This window comes from Vibrio fluminensis (assembly GCF_015278125.1).
GTDB lineage: Bacteria > Pseudomonadota > Gammaproteobacteria > Enterobacterales > Vibrionaceae > Vibrio > Vibrio fluminensis.
In genome coordinates this window covers 15,968-31,473 of sequence record NZ_JADILO010000012.1, presented here as the reverse complement: position 1 = coordinate 31,473, position 15,506 = coordinate 15,968, and the positions used below count along the sequence as shown (strand labels likewise).

At 45.4% G+C, this 15,506-nt stretch carries 10 protein-coding genes; 4 read left to right on the top strand and 6 right to left on the bottom strand.

What is annotated here, in order from left to right; all coding sequences use genetic code 11:
• Positions 1–70: 70 nt before the first annotated feature.
• The 3 genes from malQ to IRQ95_RS10365 form a co-directional block, all read right to left on the bottom strand.
• Entirely contained in the window at positions 71–2,254 is a 2,184-nt protein-coding gene (gene malQ / locus IRQ95_RS10375) for a 4-alpha-glucanotransferase (RefSeq protein WP_194436861.1), read from the bottom strand.
• A 62-nt stretch (positions 2,255–2,316) separates the two neighbouring features.
• On the bottom strand, positions 2,317–4,770 hold the full coding sequence (locus tag IRQ95_RS10370; protein ID WP_194436860.1) for a glycogen/starch/alpha-glucan phosphorylase: 2,454 nt from the start codon (positions 4,768–4,770) through the stop codon (positions 2,317–2,319).
• A gap of 461 nt (positions 4,771–5,231) precedes the next feature.
• Positions 5,232–5,372, bottom strand: coding sequence for a hypothetical protein (locus tag IRQ95_RS10365; protein WP_194436859.1), 141 nt, complete (start codon positions 5,370–5,372; stop codon positions 5,232–5,234).
• Positions 5,373–5,417: 45 nt separating this feature from the next.
• On the opposite strand from IRQ95_RS10365, the gene malT reads away from it, so the two are divergent.
• Positions 5,418–8,114, top strand: a complete 2,697-nt coding sequence (gene malT, locus IRQ95_RS10360; RefSeq protein ID WP_194436858.1) for an HTH-type transcriptional regulator MalT — start codon at positions 5,418–5,420, stop codon at positions 8,112–8,114.
• Positions 8,115–8,139: 25 nt separating this feature from the next.
• On the opposite strand, the gene IRQ95_RS10355 is transcribed toward malT, so the two are convergent.
• Both IRQ95_RS10355 and IRQ95_RS10350 read right to left on the bottom strand, forming a co-directional pair.
• Positions 8,140–8,619 carry a GNAT family N-acetyltransferase gene (locus IRQ95_RS10355; RefSeq protein ID WP_194436857.1) on the bottom strand — a complete coding sequence of 160 codons (480 nt, stop codon included), beginning with the start codon at positions 8,617–8,619 and terminating at the stop codon, positions 8,140–8,142.
• Between the two features lie 119 nt (positions 8,620–8,738).
• Positions 8,739–8,957: a hypothetical protein gene (locus IRQ95_RS10350; RefSeq protein WP_194436856.1), complete on the bottom strand. Its 219-nt coding sequence runs from the start codon at positions 8,955–8,957 to the stop codon at positions 8,739–8,741.
• Positions 8,958–9,172: 215 nt separating this feature from the next.
• On the opposite strand from IRQ95_RS10350, the gene IRQ95_RS10345 reads away from it, so the two are divergent.
• The 3 genes from IRQ95_RS10345 (at position 9,173) to IRQ95_RS10335 (ending at position 12,950) form a co-directional block, all read left to right on the top strand.
• Positions 9,173–9,832: an NAD(P)H-dependent oxidoreductase gene (locus tag IRQ95_RS10345; protein WP_194436855.1), complete on the top strand. Its 660-nt coding sequence runs from the start codon at positions 9,173–9,175 to the stop codon at positions 9,830–9,832.
• A 211-nt stretch (positions 9,833–10,043) separates the two neighbouring features.
• The gene (locus tag IRQ95_RS10340) at positions 10,044–11,975 is read left to right on the top strand and encodes a putative bifunctional diguanylate cyclase/phosphodiesterase (RefSeq protein WP_194436854.1); all 1,932 of its coding nucleotides are present in this window, start codon (positions 10,044–10,046) and stop codon (positions 11,973–11,975) included.
• Positions 11,976–12,098: 123 nt separating this feature from the next.
• The gene (locus IRQ95_RS10335) at positions 12,099–12,950 is read left to right on the top strand and encodes a tetratricopeptide repeat protein (RefSeq protein WP_194436853.1); all 852 of its coding nucleotides are present in this window, start codon (positions 12,099–12,101) and stop codon (positions 12,948–12,950) included.
• A 72-nt stretch (positions 12,951–13,022) separates the two neighbouring features.
• Here the strand turns inward: IRQ95_RS10335 and IRQ95_RS10330 are convergent, their stop codons facing one another.
• Positions 13,023–15,221 (bottom strand): immunoglobulin-like domain-containing protein, encoded by a 2,199-nt coding sequence (locus IRQ95_RS10330; RefSeq protein ID WP_194436852.1) that lies wholly within the window; start codon positions 15,219–15,221, stop codon positions 13,023–13,025.
• Positions 15,222–15,506 lie beyond the last annotated feature (285 nt).

The following is a 15,506-nucleotide window of genomic DNA, read 5'->3' as shown; positions in this document are numbered from 1 at the left end:
AATTAGGGTCGCGACGTGAGCATTGAGATCAAACTTTGCTACATCAGTCGTTACCCTCTGATTTATCTGCTTAACAAGAAGAAGCCTTGCTTCTAACCTGTGATAGTTTATCCGCAATATGATTGACCGCATCCAAACCAAAAATATGTTCTAAGTCCATCGATAGCTTACGTCGCCAGTTCGGGTATTCATTCACTGTTCCGGGAATGTTGACTGGCTGATCCATCTCAAGCCAATCTTCCAACTGGACACTAAGTAGCGTTGATGAGCCCGCAGCCACATGCAGTTGCAGTGCTTCTGCTAGGTGTTTGTCCATCGGCACCAAAGAGGCATCACGACCAATGCCTTCTGGCAAATATCCGTGCCATGCAACTGAATCGAGAATGCCTTGCTTGCTCTTAAGACGATCATCAAACAGCCCTTGCAGTTGCTCTTCATCCGGATACAGCCCAAGCTCTTTACCCATTTTAAGATCATCACAATGCCAGAAACCGCGTAAGGTTGGCATATCGTGTGTACAGAGAGCAGACATAGATTGCCCAGCATAATGCGCCGGTGACAGATAACCCCCATCTTCTTTAGATGTTTCAAAGAAGAACACTTTGTACGAGTGCACGCCCGCTTCACGCAGTTTATCGACGATTTCATCAGGCACAGTACCGAGATCTTCACCAATCACGCTGCATTGATGACGGTGAGACTCAAGTGCCAATATTGCCAGCATTTCTTCAACCGGGTAGTAGAGATAAGCACCTTTAGTGGCATTTTCACCTTTTGGAATCCACCACAAGCGTAACAGACCAAGCACATGGTCAATACGTAAAGAGCCACAATGCTTCATATTAGCGCGAAGTAAATCGATATAAGCTTGAAAACCTTTTGCTTGCAGCGTTTGAGGATTCAATGGCGGCAAGCCCCAGTTTTGCCCTAGAGGACCGAGTACATCCGGCGGAGCGCCGATACTCATATCTTGCACTAAATTACCGCTATCAGCCCAAGTTTCTGCACCAGAATCCGCCACACCGACTGCTAAGTCGCGATATAAACCGACCGACATGCCTTTGCTCTCAGCCAGCTGCTGCGCCTCTTTCACTTGGCAATCCGCCACCCATTGTAGATACATATACAGATGGACTTGGTCACGATGTTGCTCAATATATTCTTGAACCGCTTGATTGCAAAAACGCTGATACTTCTCAGGGAATACAGGCCAACCCCAAATACTTTGGTCTTGCTGATGTAACTCTGCATGTAAAGCATCAAAGGCAGCTTGATGCAGCAAGCTGTCACCACCAAGCTCAACAAACTCCAAGAACTGACGCGCACGTTCACTGTTAGCTTCAATGTGACGCACTTTAAACTCAGCAAACAGTAGCGGCAAAATGCTCATTTTCAGCGCCGCCACTTCGCTGTAATTGACCCAGTGGGTGTCACGTACATGTTGTAATCGCTGTTGAAACTCTCCGCTACCCACAACCTGTTGAGCTTGGCTACTCAACGCAAACTCCGGCACTGAGCTCACATCAATATAGAGAATGTTTAACCAACGACGCGAAGATGGGCTGTACGGGCTCGCCGCTTCCGGGTTTGCAGGGAACAATGAATGAATTGGGTTTAATCCGACGAAATCACCACCACGAGAGGCGATTTCTGCCACCAATTGTTTCAGATCGCCAAAGTCGCCCATCCCCCAGTTGTGGCTGCTCTTAAGCGTATAGAGCTGAATACTTGGACCCCACATTTTTTTGCCCTGATCCATCGCGGCTTGTTTGAAACAAGCTTGCGGAGTCACAATCACACGGGCTTGATAAGGCGCTTTACGTCTTTTGCGTTCGACGCTGAGTTGGTGATATCCCCAAGGCAACTGGCTAGGGAGAGCAACCACTAGCGATCCCCCAGTGGTGCGCTCATCACGCACAACGTTTGCACTCACTTCCCCAGTGAAGTGCTCTCCCTGCTCAGTTTGAATTGACCATTTAAACTCACTTGCCCGGATGCTTTGACCAATATTCAGCGCAAACTCAAACGCTTGGTTCTCCTTGAGTACCAACACTGGCGCAAGCACCTCCTTTTGAGATTTTTTACTGCAACTTGCTAGCAACGCCTCATCACTGCTGGTGTCATAACCTAGCGAGGATAACAGACGCACAATGCTCTCTGGCTCTACCTCTGCTGGCGTTCCCCAAGCGCTGATATAAGAGTCAGCGATATGAGCCAAGCTAGCGGCCTGTTTGAGTACGGTATTACTAATCATAAACTTCTCCGAAAGCGGTAAAATGTGGAAACTAAGACCACCTTACGGTGGTCTTTTTCTCGTTAGCGCTTAACGCTTTCAAGTTGCCAGATGTTGTTAACGTAATCTCTAATGCTGCGATCTGAGCTAAACTTGCCGACTAATGCCGTATTTAGAATGGCTTTTTTCGCCCAACCCGCTTGGTCACGATATTGCGCATCAATCGCTTCATGTGCTTCAACGTAAGAGGCAAAGTCCGCCAACACTAAGTAAGGATCACCACCATCCAAAACGCTGTCATAGGTTGCGCCCAACTTACCCGGCTCACCTGGTGTAAATTCATCACCAATCAGGAGATCGAGCGACGCTTTTAGCAATGGGTCCGCATTGTAGTAAGCATATGGGTTGTAACCAGAGGCATGCAGACGTTCAACTTCATCCACATCTAAACCGAAGATGTAAATGTTTTCATCGCCCACTTCTTCGCGAATCTCTACGTTCGCCCCATCCATAGTCCCGATTGTTAAGGCTCCATTGAGGGCCATTTTCATATTACCGGTACCCGATGCTTCTTTACCCGCAGTGGAGATCTGCTCTGACACATCCGCCGCTGGAATAATGATTTCGGCCATACTGACGCGGTAATCCGGCAAGAACACCACTTTGAGCTTGTTGTTGATACGAGGATCGCTGTTTACCTTCTCGGCAATCTTATTGATCGCATAGATGATTTGCTTAGCCAAGTGATAGCCCGGTGCTGCTTTGGCAGCAAAGATAAACACGCGAGGTACCATATCGAAATCTGGATCATTAAGCAGACGATGGTAAAGTGACAAAATATGCAACATGTTCAAATGTTGGCGTTTGTATTCATGTAAACGCTTGATCTGCACATCAAAGATCGCATTGGTATCAAGCTCGATGTCCATGTTAGCTTTTACCCAATCCGCTAAACGCTGCTTATTAGCTTTCTTCACCGCCATAAACTGCTGCTGAAATTCTGCATCATCGGCGTATTGAGAAATCGCCTCGAGTTGGTCAAGATCCGCAGCCCACTGTTCGCCTGTCTTGTCTGTAATCAATTGACTCAAGCCCGGATTACAGAACTTCAACCAACGACGCGGCGTGATGCCGTTAGTCACGTTTTGTAAGCGATTCGGATACAGTTCATGGAACTCAGGGAATAGATCCCGCTTAACCAATTCTGAGTGCAAGGCGGCCACGCCATTGACAGCATAAGAGCCAACGACACACAGGTTCGCCATACGCACCATGCGGTGGAAGCCTTCTTGAATGATAGAAAGCTTACGCTGCTTTGAAACATCGCCTGGCCACTTCTCACGTACTTCTTTTAGGAACAAGTGGTTGATGTGGTAGATGATTTCCATATGGCGAGGCAGTAGACGTTGAATCAGTGATTCACTCCAAGTCTCAAGCGCCTCAGGCAATAGCGTATGGTTGGTGTAGGCAAACGTTTTTGAACAAATCGCCCACGCTTCATCCCAACCCATGCCTTTTTCATCAACAAAAATACGCATCAGTTCAGGGATAGCGATGGTTGGGTGAGTATCATTAAGTTGAATGGTTTCGTATTTCGGCAGCGAAGCTAAGGTATGACCCGCTTCTTCATGGCGACGCAAGATATCGCGTACAGAGGCTGCGCTATGGAAGTATTGCTGCATTAAACGCAGCGTTTTACCCTTCTCATGGTTATCATTTGGATAAAGAACTTTAGTAATGTTACCCGCATCGATCAGCGCATGCTGCGCTTCAAAATAGTTACCGTTGTTGAAACTCTCAAGTGAGAATGGCGCGATAGCTCGGCACTCCCACAAGCGCAATGGATAAACTGTATCGCTCTGATAACCAACAATTGGAATATCCCACGGCATTGCTTTTACGGTCATGCCCGGCACCCAACGGCGCACTTCACGACCATTATCCTGACTCACTTCAACGTGACCGTAAAAGCCAATTTCTTGTGCCAATTCAGGACGAGCAATTTCCCATGGATACCCTTCTACACCACACCACGCATCGGGCGCTTCTTTTTGATGGCATTGCTCAAATGATTGTTTGAACAAACCGTATTCATAGTGCAGACCATAGCCCACGGTTGGGAATTCTTGTGCGGCAAGCGAGTCCATAAAACAGGCGGCAAGACGCCCCAAGCCACCGTTACCTAAGGAAGGGTCGCGCTCTTCTTCCAGTAGGTCAGTTAAGTTTTGTCCCAGCTCTTCCATCGCTTGAGAAATTGGCTCATATAAGCCCATGCTAATCAGGTTATTACCCGTTAAGCGGCCAATCAAAAACTCAAGTGACAAATAGTTCACACTCTTGGCGTTACGGATTTTTTCATCTTGTTCAGTTTCTAACAGATCAAACGTCGTCAATTCTGCGAGGGCACGCCCCATGGCCAAATACCAAGCGCGGCTTGACGCTTTTTCAATGGTGGTGGCGTAGGTTGAGCTAAGGTGTTTTTTTACACTGTTTTGGAATGAAGCTTTATCGAAATGGATCTGCTGTGTCGGTTTCATCGTTGAAATCTCTCTCGTTTCCCTGTCATAACCCAGTTAATAAGCAATTCTTGGGCGGTACTGAGCCTAAACAACTAAACGTTACGGTCGGTCGCACTACAGAAGTAAAAGCTAGCCGTTACGCTAGTTACATCGAGTGGTGCCACGATCCCAACCATAACTGCAAATAGGATAGTCGTATCTTGCTTAGGCATAAGCGGGGATACATCATCCTAGAGCTTCAACCCGTAAGGTGGAGATTGGGGGGCGTAGTGGACTTAAAACCGAACAACACGTGACCAATATCACTCTTAGGCTAACTCAGTCGCCCAACTCAGTGATACGCATCACTTAAAGCTGCTATTTTCATTCCATACCACTAAGCCAATCCGCCTGGCAACCGAACCAGACTAATCCCCAAATTCGTGAATTTGATCAACAAAATTTATCTCTGCAATTCAGTTATTAGCGACAAATTGTGCTTACTTTCTGCCTTTCGGAGCCAATAAGTGACATTCATCACACAAATAAGGCGTAGAGAGTAATAAAGCGTGAGGTAGCCGTTGTTCTAATTCATCACCACTGAGCAGCAATACGTCTAATGCTGCTTTATCGCGTAACATAAGCTAAAACCCACTCAATTTATCGAGTATAAGGATCAAAACAGGATGTGGATTCCTTCTAAACTCAGTCGCCCAAGCTACACCATGTCGCTGATTGCGCGTGAAAGAATCAAGCAACGCTTAACGCTAAATAAACCACACAAACTGATATTGCTGCGCGGCCCCGCTGGCTATGGCAAAACTGCTCTGGCAGTACAGTTAGTTGAAGTGGAAAAGAGTGTCGGTTGGTACAACATTGACGAAAATGACAACTTGCCTTACCGTTTTGCTGGTTACTTTGTTGCAGCATTGAATGAGGCGACGGGCCAATCCTGTAAATCCACCCTCAAATTAGCCGAGCAAAACCCGCAACTGAGCGTCATGGAGCTGCTTACAGATGCGCTCAAGCAGATCAGTAAACACAAAGCCAACAGTTATCTAGTGCTTGATGACTTCCATCATATTCAAGACCCAGAAATACATCAGGCAATGAAATATTTCATTAAACTCATGCCAGATAACCTCACGCTACTTATCACCAGTCGCTCAATGCCACCTCTGGGTATATCCAACCTACGTATTCACGGATTAGTCAGTGAAATTGAACAAAATATGTTGGCTTTTGATGTAGAAGAGACGCGAGCTTTCCTTGAGCAGCGAATTGACACTCCGCTTGAAGCAGGCAAAGTGGAGCAATTGTTTGATTACGTAGAAGGTTGGCCTTCCGCACTTGAGCTAATCGCATGGCAAACCCGCTATCAAAACAACTCGCCGCTTGCCGCAAATACGCAGCCTAGCGAGCTCAATCAAACACATTTGTGGGAATATTTAATAGAGGAAGTGTTTGCCAATACCGACCAAGATACCCAGCGGTTCTTATTGCAATGTTCGGTACTCGATAGATTCAACCATACTCTTGCGGCGATAGTGACAAAACGTAGTGATGCGCAAAGTATGATTGAAAACCTGCAACGCTTTGGGCTGTTTATTCAACCGATTGAGGGGCAATATAACTGGTTTCGCTTCCACAGCCTGTTCAAAGAATTTTTGGTCCACGAAAGGAAAGTCCAACTCACTGACCAAGAGTTAGTCCTGCATCAAACTGCCGCGCAAGCTTGGCTAGCACACGCTAATCCCAAGCAAGCTCTCTGGCATGCAGAACAAGCCGATTGTGAACAAATGCTCGTCGAGATATTGCAGCAATCAGGTTGGCAGTTATTTAACGGTGGTGAACTCGAATATTTACAGCAAATATTAAGTCATTTGAGTAGCGAGCAAATCTATCGTAATGCCACCTTGTGTCTGTTGCATGCGTGGATTGCACAAAGCCAGCAACGCCATGAAGACGTTGAGTTGATTTTACATCACGCAGACTCCGCTAACATCGCGACAAATGACTGTGACATTGGCGAATTTAACGCTTTAAAAGCGCAGATTGCTGTCAGCAAAAATCAACCAGAGCTCGCGTTACAACTCGCCGAATTAGCCTTGAGCCAGATTGATGGGCAAGCTTTCCATAGCCGTATTGTCGCCACATCTGTTATTGGCGAAGTCAATCATGTGTTGGGCTACCTTGACCGCGCATTACCTTTGATGCAGCAAACTGAAAAACTCGCACGCCAGTATCAAGTTCACCACCAAGCGCTTTGGGCTATTGCTCAACAGAGTGAAATTCTGGTAGCAAAAGGCTATTTGCAAGCTGCATTTGATGTGCAGGAAAGCGGCTTTAAATTGATTGAAGATCAACATTTAAACCAAGACCCTCTGCACGAGTTTTTGCTGCGCGTGCGTGCCCAATTACTCTTTAGTTGGAATCGTCTAGAAGAGGCGGAGGAATATGCACAGCAGGCGCTCTCATTAACTAAACCGATGCCTGATAAGTTGCAGTTGCAGAGCTATTCTTTATTAGCTCGCATTGCCATCTGCCGCGGGGAATTAGATAAAGCCGCCAAGTATGTGCTCGAAATTGAACTGCGCCTTGCCCAAGCCTTTTATCATACCGATGCAACGGCGAGTGCTGAGCTTTGTTTACTGCTGTTTTGGCAGGCAAAGCAAGATGACACCAGCATTCAGCTTTGGCTAGATAAAAGCTATCCAATCGAACAAGCATGCAATCATTTTACCCAACTGCATGGGCGCAACATCGCTCGCGCGCAGACGTTGCTCAAACAACATAGCCAAGCGACTGATACACTGAACTTACTCAAGGATGCGGCGCTACAATACAACTTGGTGGCGGACACCAGCCGTAATGCAATCTTACGCGCAGTAATCAACCTTGCCGCTGACAAGCCATCAGTCACCATTGAAAGCTTGAAGCAAGCGCTGTTTCTGACCAATCAAACCGGCATCGTTGGTGACTTTCTTTACGATATTGAAGCGCTCACGCCGCTGCTCGAGCAACACAATTTCCTGGCCGAACTTGATGATCTCACTCGTTACCGAGTCAATCAACTGCTGAAATCGGTCAATCTGGCGCAACGCTCACGCGCGAACCATTTTGACGAAGGGTTTGTTGACCGATTGGTGCATCACCCTCAAGTTCCAGAACTGGTGCGTAATAGCCCGCTCACGCAGCGTGAATGGCAAGTGTTGGGCTTAATCTATTCCGGCTTAACCAATGAACAAATTGCGCACGAATTGGATGTGGCAGGCACCACCATTAAAACCCATATCCGTAACTTGTATCAGAAGCTGAATATCGCCAATCGCAAGCAAGCAATCGCGACCGCAGAGAATTTAATCAAGATTGTGGGCAACTAAAAACGCAGCATTTCGCTGCGTTTGACTAATCTTGCTCGGCAAAGCGGGTTAAGTGATCACCATCTAAACGATATGTGCGCCACTCACTCTGCTCTTGTGCGCCGATGCTTTGGTAGAAATCAATCGCCGGTTGATTCCAATCTAACACTGCCCATTCAAAACGCGCACAGTTGTTCTCTAACGCCATCTTTGCCAGCGTTTTCATGATTAATCGCCCAGCGCCAGAGCCGCGATGATCTGGTGTCACGTACAAGTCTTCCAAGTACAGTCCATACTTGCCCATCCAAGTGGAATAGTTGAAAAAGTAGACCGCGAAACCAACTGCTTCTCCGTGATGTTCACAGATCAACCCCATAGCTGTGGCATCGTCGGAAAACAAGCTTGTACGTATATCGTCTTCGGTGGCTTTAACGTGATGAGAGGCACGCTCGTAATCCGCGAGCTCATGAATAAATCTGTAAATGGTCGCGACATCGGCTTCCGTAGCAGATCGCATTTTGAACATGATGACTTCCTTGTTTTTGTGTTCGAGATGAAAGATTAATCACAATATCAATATGATAGAAAAAAACCAATGACTAATAAGTTTCAAAAGCGATTAGCAAAGCCAAAATAAAATAGTCTCTAAGGCTCTATCTCTCCTATCGAGTAAAGCACCAGTTCCGGTGGATTAGAGCCTTCGCCTAGTGATTGAACATCTTCACCTTCCGCTTTGAGTTGTTCGATAACTTGTAAGCCAATTTGTTGTTCCACGTTGATAATGATCGGCATCTCGGAGGCAGAGACACCGAAACGCGTAGCAATTAATAACTGTCTGACTTTATCTTTATCACTCTCAGCCATCGCTCTCTCCTACTATGTTTACTTATCTCTAAACCAGTTTAGAAGCTAGAACTGAGTTTCGCTCTCTGTTATCAGCCGAACTCTATCAAATCGTCATTATCAATATTTTTTTGATAATGTTTCAATTGCGAGATAGTTTTTCTCTCCTGTCGTTCCCCCTAGAATGCACTTCGTAGACACGGCAAGCGCCAATATAGAATTCAAAAGGTACGACTATGACACATCCAATTATTGCTGACTTACAATCACGTTATACTGCAAAACGCTACGATGCTGAAAAGCGCATTTCACAAGCGGATCTCGATGTGATTTACCAGGCAATTCGTCTATCTGCATCATCTATTAACTCACAGCCTTGGAAATTTATTGTGATTGAAAGTGACGCAGCAAAACAACGTTTTCATGACACCTTCGCGAATAAGCACCAATTTAACCAACCGCATGCTAAAGAAGCATCACACGTTGTTTTGTTTGCTTACAACCCAAACTACACCAAGGACAACTACAAAAAAGTAGTCGACGCGGAAGTGACTTCAGGTCACCTACCAGCAGACATGTACAACAACATGCTTGATGGCGCTTACACATTTGCTGAAGCAAATACTGATGCAAATGGTTTCAACGGCAACTGGACTCGTGCGCAAACTTACTTAGCACTTGGCAATACGCTGCACGTTCTCGCGCGTCTAGGTATTGACTCAACCACAATGGAAGGCGTGGATCCAGAGCTTATCGGTGAGCTATTCAAAGAAGAGCTGGATGGTTACGTATGTGAAGTGGCCCTAGCGATGGGTTACCACAAAGATGGTGAAGACTATAACCACGGCAAACCAAAAGCTCGTCTAGCAATGGAAGAGATTCTACAAGTGCTTTAATGCCCGCTCTTGAATGATAACGAACGTATCTCTAATAAACCCCTCCCTCGCGAGGGGTTTTTGCTTATTTCTGAGACCTAATTGGAATAAAAAAGAAATAAATCTCACTTTAAAGATTTTTTAACACTTGGCGGTAATTAATATTGAAGCCTCTCACCTTGGTCAATAGCATACGCACTTGGTTAAATAACAACCTACCAGAGAGTGAACAATGGATCGTTTCAAAAATTTAGGGCAACTACAGACGCCAATCTGGATCTATGACTTTGATCGCCAGCAAATTTTATGGGCTAATCCTGCCGCACTGACTCTCTGGGAAACCCAAGACCTTCAAGAGCTTACTCAACGAGATTTAAAGTCAGGCATGTCGCAAGCTGTAAAAGCAACGCTAGATACCTATCGTGAAAAGTTCATGGCTGGGGAAGCTTTTCGTACATGGTGGAACATTTCACCTAATCAAAAACATAAGCGTATTCTGTGCGATCTCTCGGGAATCGAGCTTGAAAATGGACGTTTAGCCATGCTCGTACACGCAATTTCTGAGGAAAATCAGCTACGCGGTGACCTTGCTTTCTCAAAAGGTTCTAATCTCTCTCTGCTTTTTGACCGTGATGGCTACATCGTCAGTGAAAACGACGCTTTTAAACATTTCTCAAGACTGTCGGTAAACCACTTATCGACACTAACAGGCAGCCAACAACGCGCGGAAAAATGGCTGATAGAAGCTCGACATTCTGGTGAACTGCGTAAAGAAATTAACTTAACGATTGAAAAACAATTGTATAGTTTTCGCGTCTCTGCTCATTGGATAGAGCACAGTGATCAACTGCTGTTAGAACTCACTGATATTAGCAAACAAAAAGAACAAATCCTCACGGCTCAATTTGAAGCAAACCATGATTATTTAACGGGATTGTATAATCGCCATGGTTTGTTACAACAAGCCAGTTCTTGGACCAAAACTAAAAATGCCTTTCACTTGGTCTTTATTGATCTCGATGGTTTTAAAATGATCAACGAGACCTACGGCCATACTTTAGGTGATCAACTGCTCATTGCGTTATCCAAAAGACTGCAATATTTACTGCCTGAGGCATTTGCAATTGCCCGCTTTGGCGGAGATGAATTTGTCGTACTCTTACCTATCCAAGAGTCATTGGAACAAAAGCTTTCACATATAAATCAAAAACTTAGCCAGCAATACAAACTCAAAAGCTCAGTAAGCGTATCCGTCAATGCCAGTTTGGGTTGTACCACTTTCAGCACCCAAGACGACCTATCAGTTGAAACTACGATTCAATATGCGAACTACGCAATGCACAGAGCCAAAGAGCAAGGTAAAAACCGTTATCAAATCTTTACTCATGAACTTGCGCGAGCAATGGTTCGAAAATCACTCATTCGCCAGCATTTGTCATCAGCGATCGCCAACAATCAATTTAGCCTTCACTATCAACCGATCATCTGCGGTAAAAGTGGAACCCTCCATGGCGCAGAAGCATTACTTCGCTGGTATGACAAAGAACTGGGCCACATATCACCGGCAGAGTTCATCCAGATTGCTGAAGATTCCGGACAAATTGTTGCGCTGGGAGACTGGGTTGTAAAAAATGCTCTTCGACAATTAAGCCTCTGGAAAAACAGCTTCGGTGATGACTTTGTCGTCAGCATTAACGTTTCAAGAATTCAATTGCATAGTGGCTTTAGCTCTTATATCAAGCGCCTATTGGAACAGTATCAAGTCAACCCTAAACAAGTCGCAATTGAACTAACCGAGTCATGCATGGTTTATAACATGGACGATGTGAAACAATGGCTGGGTGAACTGTCAAATCTTGGTGTCAAAATATATCTCGACGATTTCGGTACTGGCTACTCTTCGCTTTCTGTACTGCAACAATTACCGATTGATATGGTGAAATTGGACAAAAGTTTTGTTCAGTCCAATGATGAAAGTGGACTCGCCATCATCCAAGCGACATCCGTTATCTGCGATAAACTTGACTTACAAGTTGTGGCGGAAGGAATCGAGGATGAGAAACAAAAACATCTAATGATCCAATACAATTACGCCTTTCTACAAGGCTTTCTATTTAGCCGTCCAATCAACGCCGAGGAGTTCGCCAAACTTTACTTACAATAACAACCGAGAGGAGAGCAAATTATAAGCAAAAGATCAGGGAACGCTTTGCGTTACCATACGCCGATCTGCTACTGTGAAAAAGAACGATAAAAATCTACAACATTTTTACAGTAAGGAAGCCAAATGCGCTCTATTCTTTCACTTTTTTTGATCCTCCTTACCACCGCTAGTTTTTCTAGCTTTGCCGAAGAAAAATACTCAGAATCAGACCTACTTGATCGCCCACTGATGGAGCGATATATCTTAGACGAATTAAAGTCACTCCGTGAGTCTCAGCAAGATCTAGAACGCAGACTCGTCATTGATATCACTGATCGTGAACTCGCCGTCGCCGACAAGTCTCTCAACTATGCCAATGTCACGGTCACCTACTTCTTTTATATCATCGCCGGCGTCGCCTCATTGATTGCTTTTGTCGGATGGCAATCTCTACGTGAGTTGAAAGTAAACACGCGCCAAATGGCAGATAAACGTCTTGAAGCGATAGCACAAGAATATGAGAAAAAATTCGTTGCGTTAGAGCGAGATTTAAAACGTAAAACACGCATCATCAGTGAAAACAACAAAGAAATTGAGATAATTAACGAGGTACACAACCTCTGGCTGCGTGCACAAAGCGTACAAACTCCTGAACAAAAAATCGCGGTTTACGATGAGATCTTACATATTCGTCCAGGAGACTTGGAAGCGCTCACCTATAAAGCAGATGCTGCAATGGAAGCCAATGAATACAACTGGGCCTTAAGTATTTGTAACCGTGTACTCGATTTGGATGAAAGCAATGGCCCGGCACTTTATCAGCGCGCTTGTGCCTTCGCGAGATTGGGGGTTGAGGAACAAGCAATTGATGATTTGGAACGCGCAATTGACAACAGTCCATCGACTCGTGACCTAATTGCCCATGAAAAAGACTTTGAGTCACTGCATGGCAACAAACGTTTTGAAGCACTGCTAGAACAATACGCAGAAGAGTAAGTTTGGCATCGCTAAATACAAGAAAAGCACCACTAGCGTGGTGCTTTTTATTAGTATAACGAATTGATTAATTTAGTTTTTCTTAATCCAAGCATCTTGCCAGTACAGGCTGTCTGCCGGTGCGTAAGACGCGCTTGAGCACCAAGCTGTGTATGGCCAAGGCTTACATTCATACAGACCATTGTCAGCGCCCAGTACGATGTCACCCGCTTGGTAGTTAGTGCCTGCTTGGAATGGAGGGTAGTCACCTGGAGGCGGGGTTACTGTACCCTGCTCTTTAACCATAAATGATGAAGTAAACACCACCATTTCACCATCTTCTGCTTTACCAACAACATCTAATGTGTAGCGACCTTCTTTCGCCTCAAAGATATCGATCGCAATCGATTTGCTATCAACCAGATTTACCCTAGCCTGATTAACAACCATGCCAGTGCTGTCAGCAATCATCACCGTCACATCAAGTGGTTTGTTTGCTTTAAGATCTAACGCAAGGCGAACTTCACCATTGTCAGCTGCGTATTCCGCAGCTAGACCAGAAACTTTAAGCTCAGCGCCCAATTCAGGATCTGGCGTTTCTCCACCACAAGAGCTATCAGAAACTTTCTTCCAAACGCCCCATTCACCCGTTGTGCCAGGTTCTTCACCGCGAGTCCACCAGCTAGCTTCCCATGTTGCACCTTCGTGCGACACTTGGTCACCTTGCACGTATGTCGCAGCCGCATTCCATGCATTAGCACAACTGCTGCCATCGCTGACAGTCACATTGCGCTCAACACGTACTGTTTGATTCGCGCTATCAGTCACTGAGTATTGCAGCGTGTAGTTGCCAGTGATCGCAGTATCAACCTCACCCACAACGCGAATTTCAGCGGTGAGATCGCCATCTTCTGCGTCGGTCGCTTTAACACCTACGAGGCGATCAAATTCAGCGCCAACAAGTACCGTAGTATCTGCTACTCCTGCAAATACTGGCTTTTGGCTGTATACATCCACACTGCGCGCTTTGACGGTTTCGTTGCCATCGCTGTCTTGTACACGGTATGTCAGTACATAAGTACCGATTCGATTGGTATCAACAACACCTTCAACAACGATTGAACCGGTCAGATCACCATCTTCTTTATCCGAGGCAGAAATGCCCGCAAGCTCATTAAAGCTTGTACCATGTAACACACGAACGTCAGTCAAACCTTTAAATACTGGCTCGCCTTCCGATGGTGGCGGTGGCGTTTGCCCATGAATAAATGAACCGTAGTCTTTGATAAACTGCTCGTTGTAAGCTTGACCCGCCGCATTCGTGCCCATGTCCCAGTTAACAGACCAAGTCATTACACCACGTAATGGTTGACCTTGAGCGTTTAGACGCTCAAAAGCACTGTATAAGTGTTGTGGGTTCTTAACGAAACCTGTCGCCGCTGCGTCAATATTGGTTGGGATACCGAATACCAATTTATCATGCGGAATTTGGTGGAAACCACGCGTACCGTTCGCTAATGAGTCAGAGATGTAGTAGATAAACTTCTCTTTCATTGTGTCGCTGTTCTGCGTGATCCATGCGTTCTCTTCATCAACCCAAAGACCGTCACCACCTTGGTTATAGAACTGTGGGTTAATCCAGTCGTAGTAACCTTCAAGGTTCTCGATATATGGAACGTACTTGTCGCCTTTTTTAAGGTACGGAAACTCTGGTGCCATTGTGATCAGGAAGTTTTTACCTTGCTCACGATAGTGGTCTTTTACAATGCGCAGAGCCGCTGGAATCACAGTTTGGTTATCCGCAGCTGTCACCGCCGCTTGCTCTAGGTCGATATCTAGACCATCGAAGCCGTAACGCTCAGTCACACGAATGATCTCTTCAGCAAATGCCTGCTCATCACCCGTTTTTAATTCGATATGCGCGTCAGCTCCACCAAGAGCAATCAGTACTGAACGACCTTGCTTGTTCAACTCACCAATTTGGTTAACAAACTCTTGCTCTGACAAACCAATTGCTGGGTCTAAACGAAAGGTTGGAATACGCCCTTCCGCAACATCAAACACTTTCATAAATGAAACGTTGATGATGTTGTACATTGGGTTGACTTCTTCCAAAGTCACACAAGGTGCATTACCACGCTGGTAACCTGCGCCATCACACCAGTTGTGCCAGTAACCAACCACCACGCCCGCATCCGGGTTAACCATATTTGAGCTATCGGCGTGTGCGACGCCAGATAGTGCTGCGATACCCATCGATATTGCTAATTGAAGTGCATTACGTTTTAACATTTTCTACTTCCACAAAAATCGCTGTGGTCATCACAGCTTTGTAACTTATTGTAGAGAGCAAAATTAGTCGTTAGTTATTGGTTTTTTCTCGAAAACAAGACTTTTTATCCGCAATGTGATTCTCTGTCACGATATTAAATTCAAATGACCTTTTTAATTGACACCCATGTTGAATCAAAATAATAAATGATTGATTTTAATGCAATAAAATCAGGAAAAGTACAATTTGTTGTAGGTATAATCTGACAAAAACAAAGAACCCCGTAAGAGCGAGGTTCTAACTAC

Excerpts from the sequence above, each read along its gene's own strand:
- malQ (WP_194436861.1), bottom strand. The coding sequence starts at position 2,254 with ATGATTAGTAATACCGTACTCAAACAGGCCGCTAGCTTGGCTCATATC.
- IRQ95_RS10370 (WP_194436860.1), bottom strand. The coding sequence starts at position 4,770 with ATGAAACCGACACAGCAGATCCATTTCGATAAAGCTTCATTCCAAAAC.
- IRQ95_RS10365 (WP_194436859.1), bottom strand. The coding sequence starts at position 5,372 with ATGTTACGCGATAAAGCAGCATTAGACGTATTGCTGCTCAGTGGTGAT.
- malT (WP_194436858.1), top strand. The coding sequence starts at position 5,418 with ATGTGGATTCCTTCTAAACTCAGTCGCCCAAGCTACACCATGTCGCTG.
- IRQ95_RS10355 (WP_194436857.1), bottom strand. The coding sequence starts at position 8,619 with ATGTTCAAAATGCGATCTGCTACGGAAGCCGATGTCGCGACCATTTAC.
- IRQ95_RS10350 (WP_194436856.1), bottom strand. The coding sequence starts at position 8,957 with ATGGCTGAGAGTGATAAAGATAAAGTCAGACAGTTATTAATTGCTACG.
- IRQ95_RS10345 (WP_194436855.1), top strand. The coding sequence starts at position 9,173 with ATGACACATCCAATTATTGCTGACTTACAATCACGTTATACTGCAAAA.
- IRQ95_RS10340 (WP_194436854.1), top strand. The coding sequence starts at position 10,044 with ATGGATCGTTTCAAAAATTTAGGGCAACTACAGACGCCAATCTGGATC.
- IRQ95_RS10335 (WP_194436853.1), top strand. The coding sequence starts at position 12,099 with ATGCGCTCTATTCTTTCACTTTTTTTGATCCTCCTTACCACCGCTAGT.
- IRQ95_RS10330 (WP_194436852.1), bottom strand. The coding sequence starts at position 15,221 with ATGTTAAAACGTAATGCACTTCAATTAGCAATATCGATGGGTATCGCA.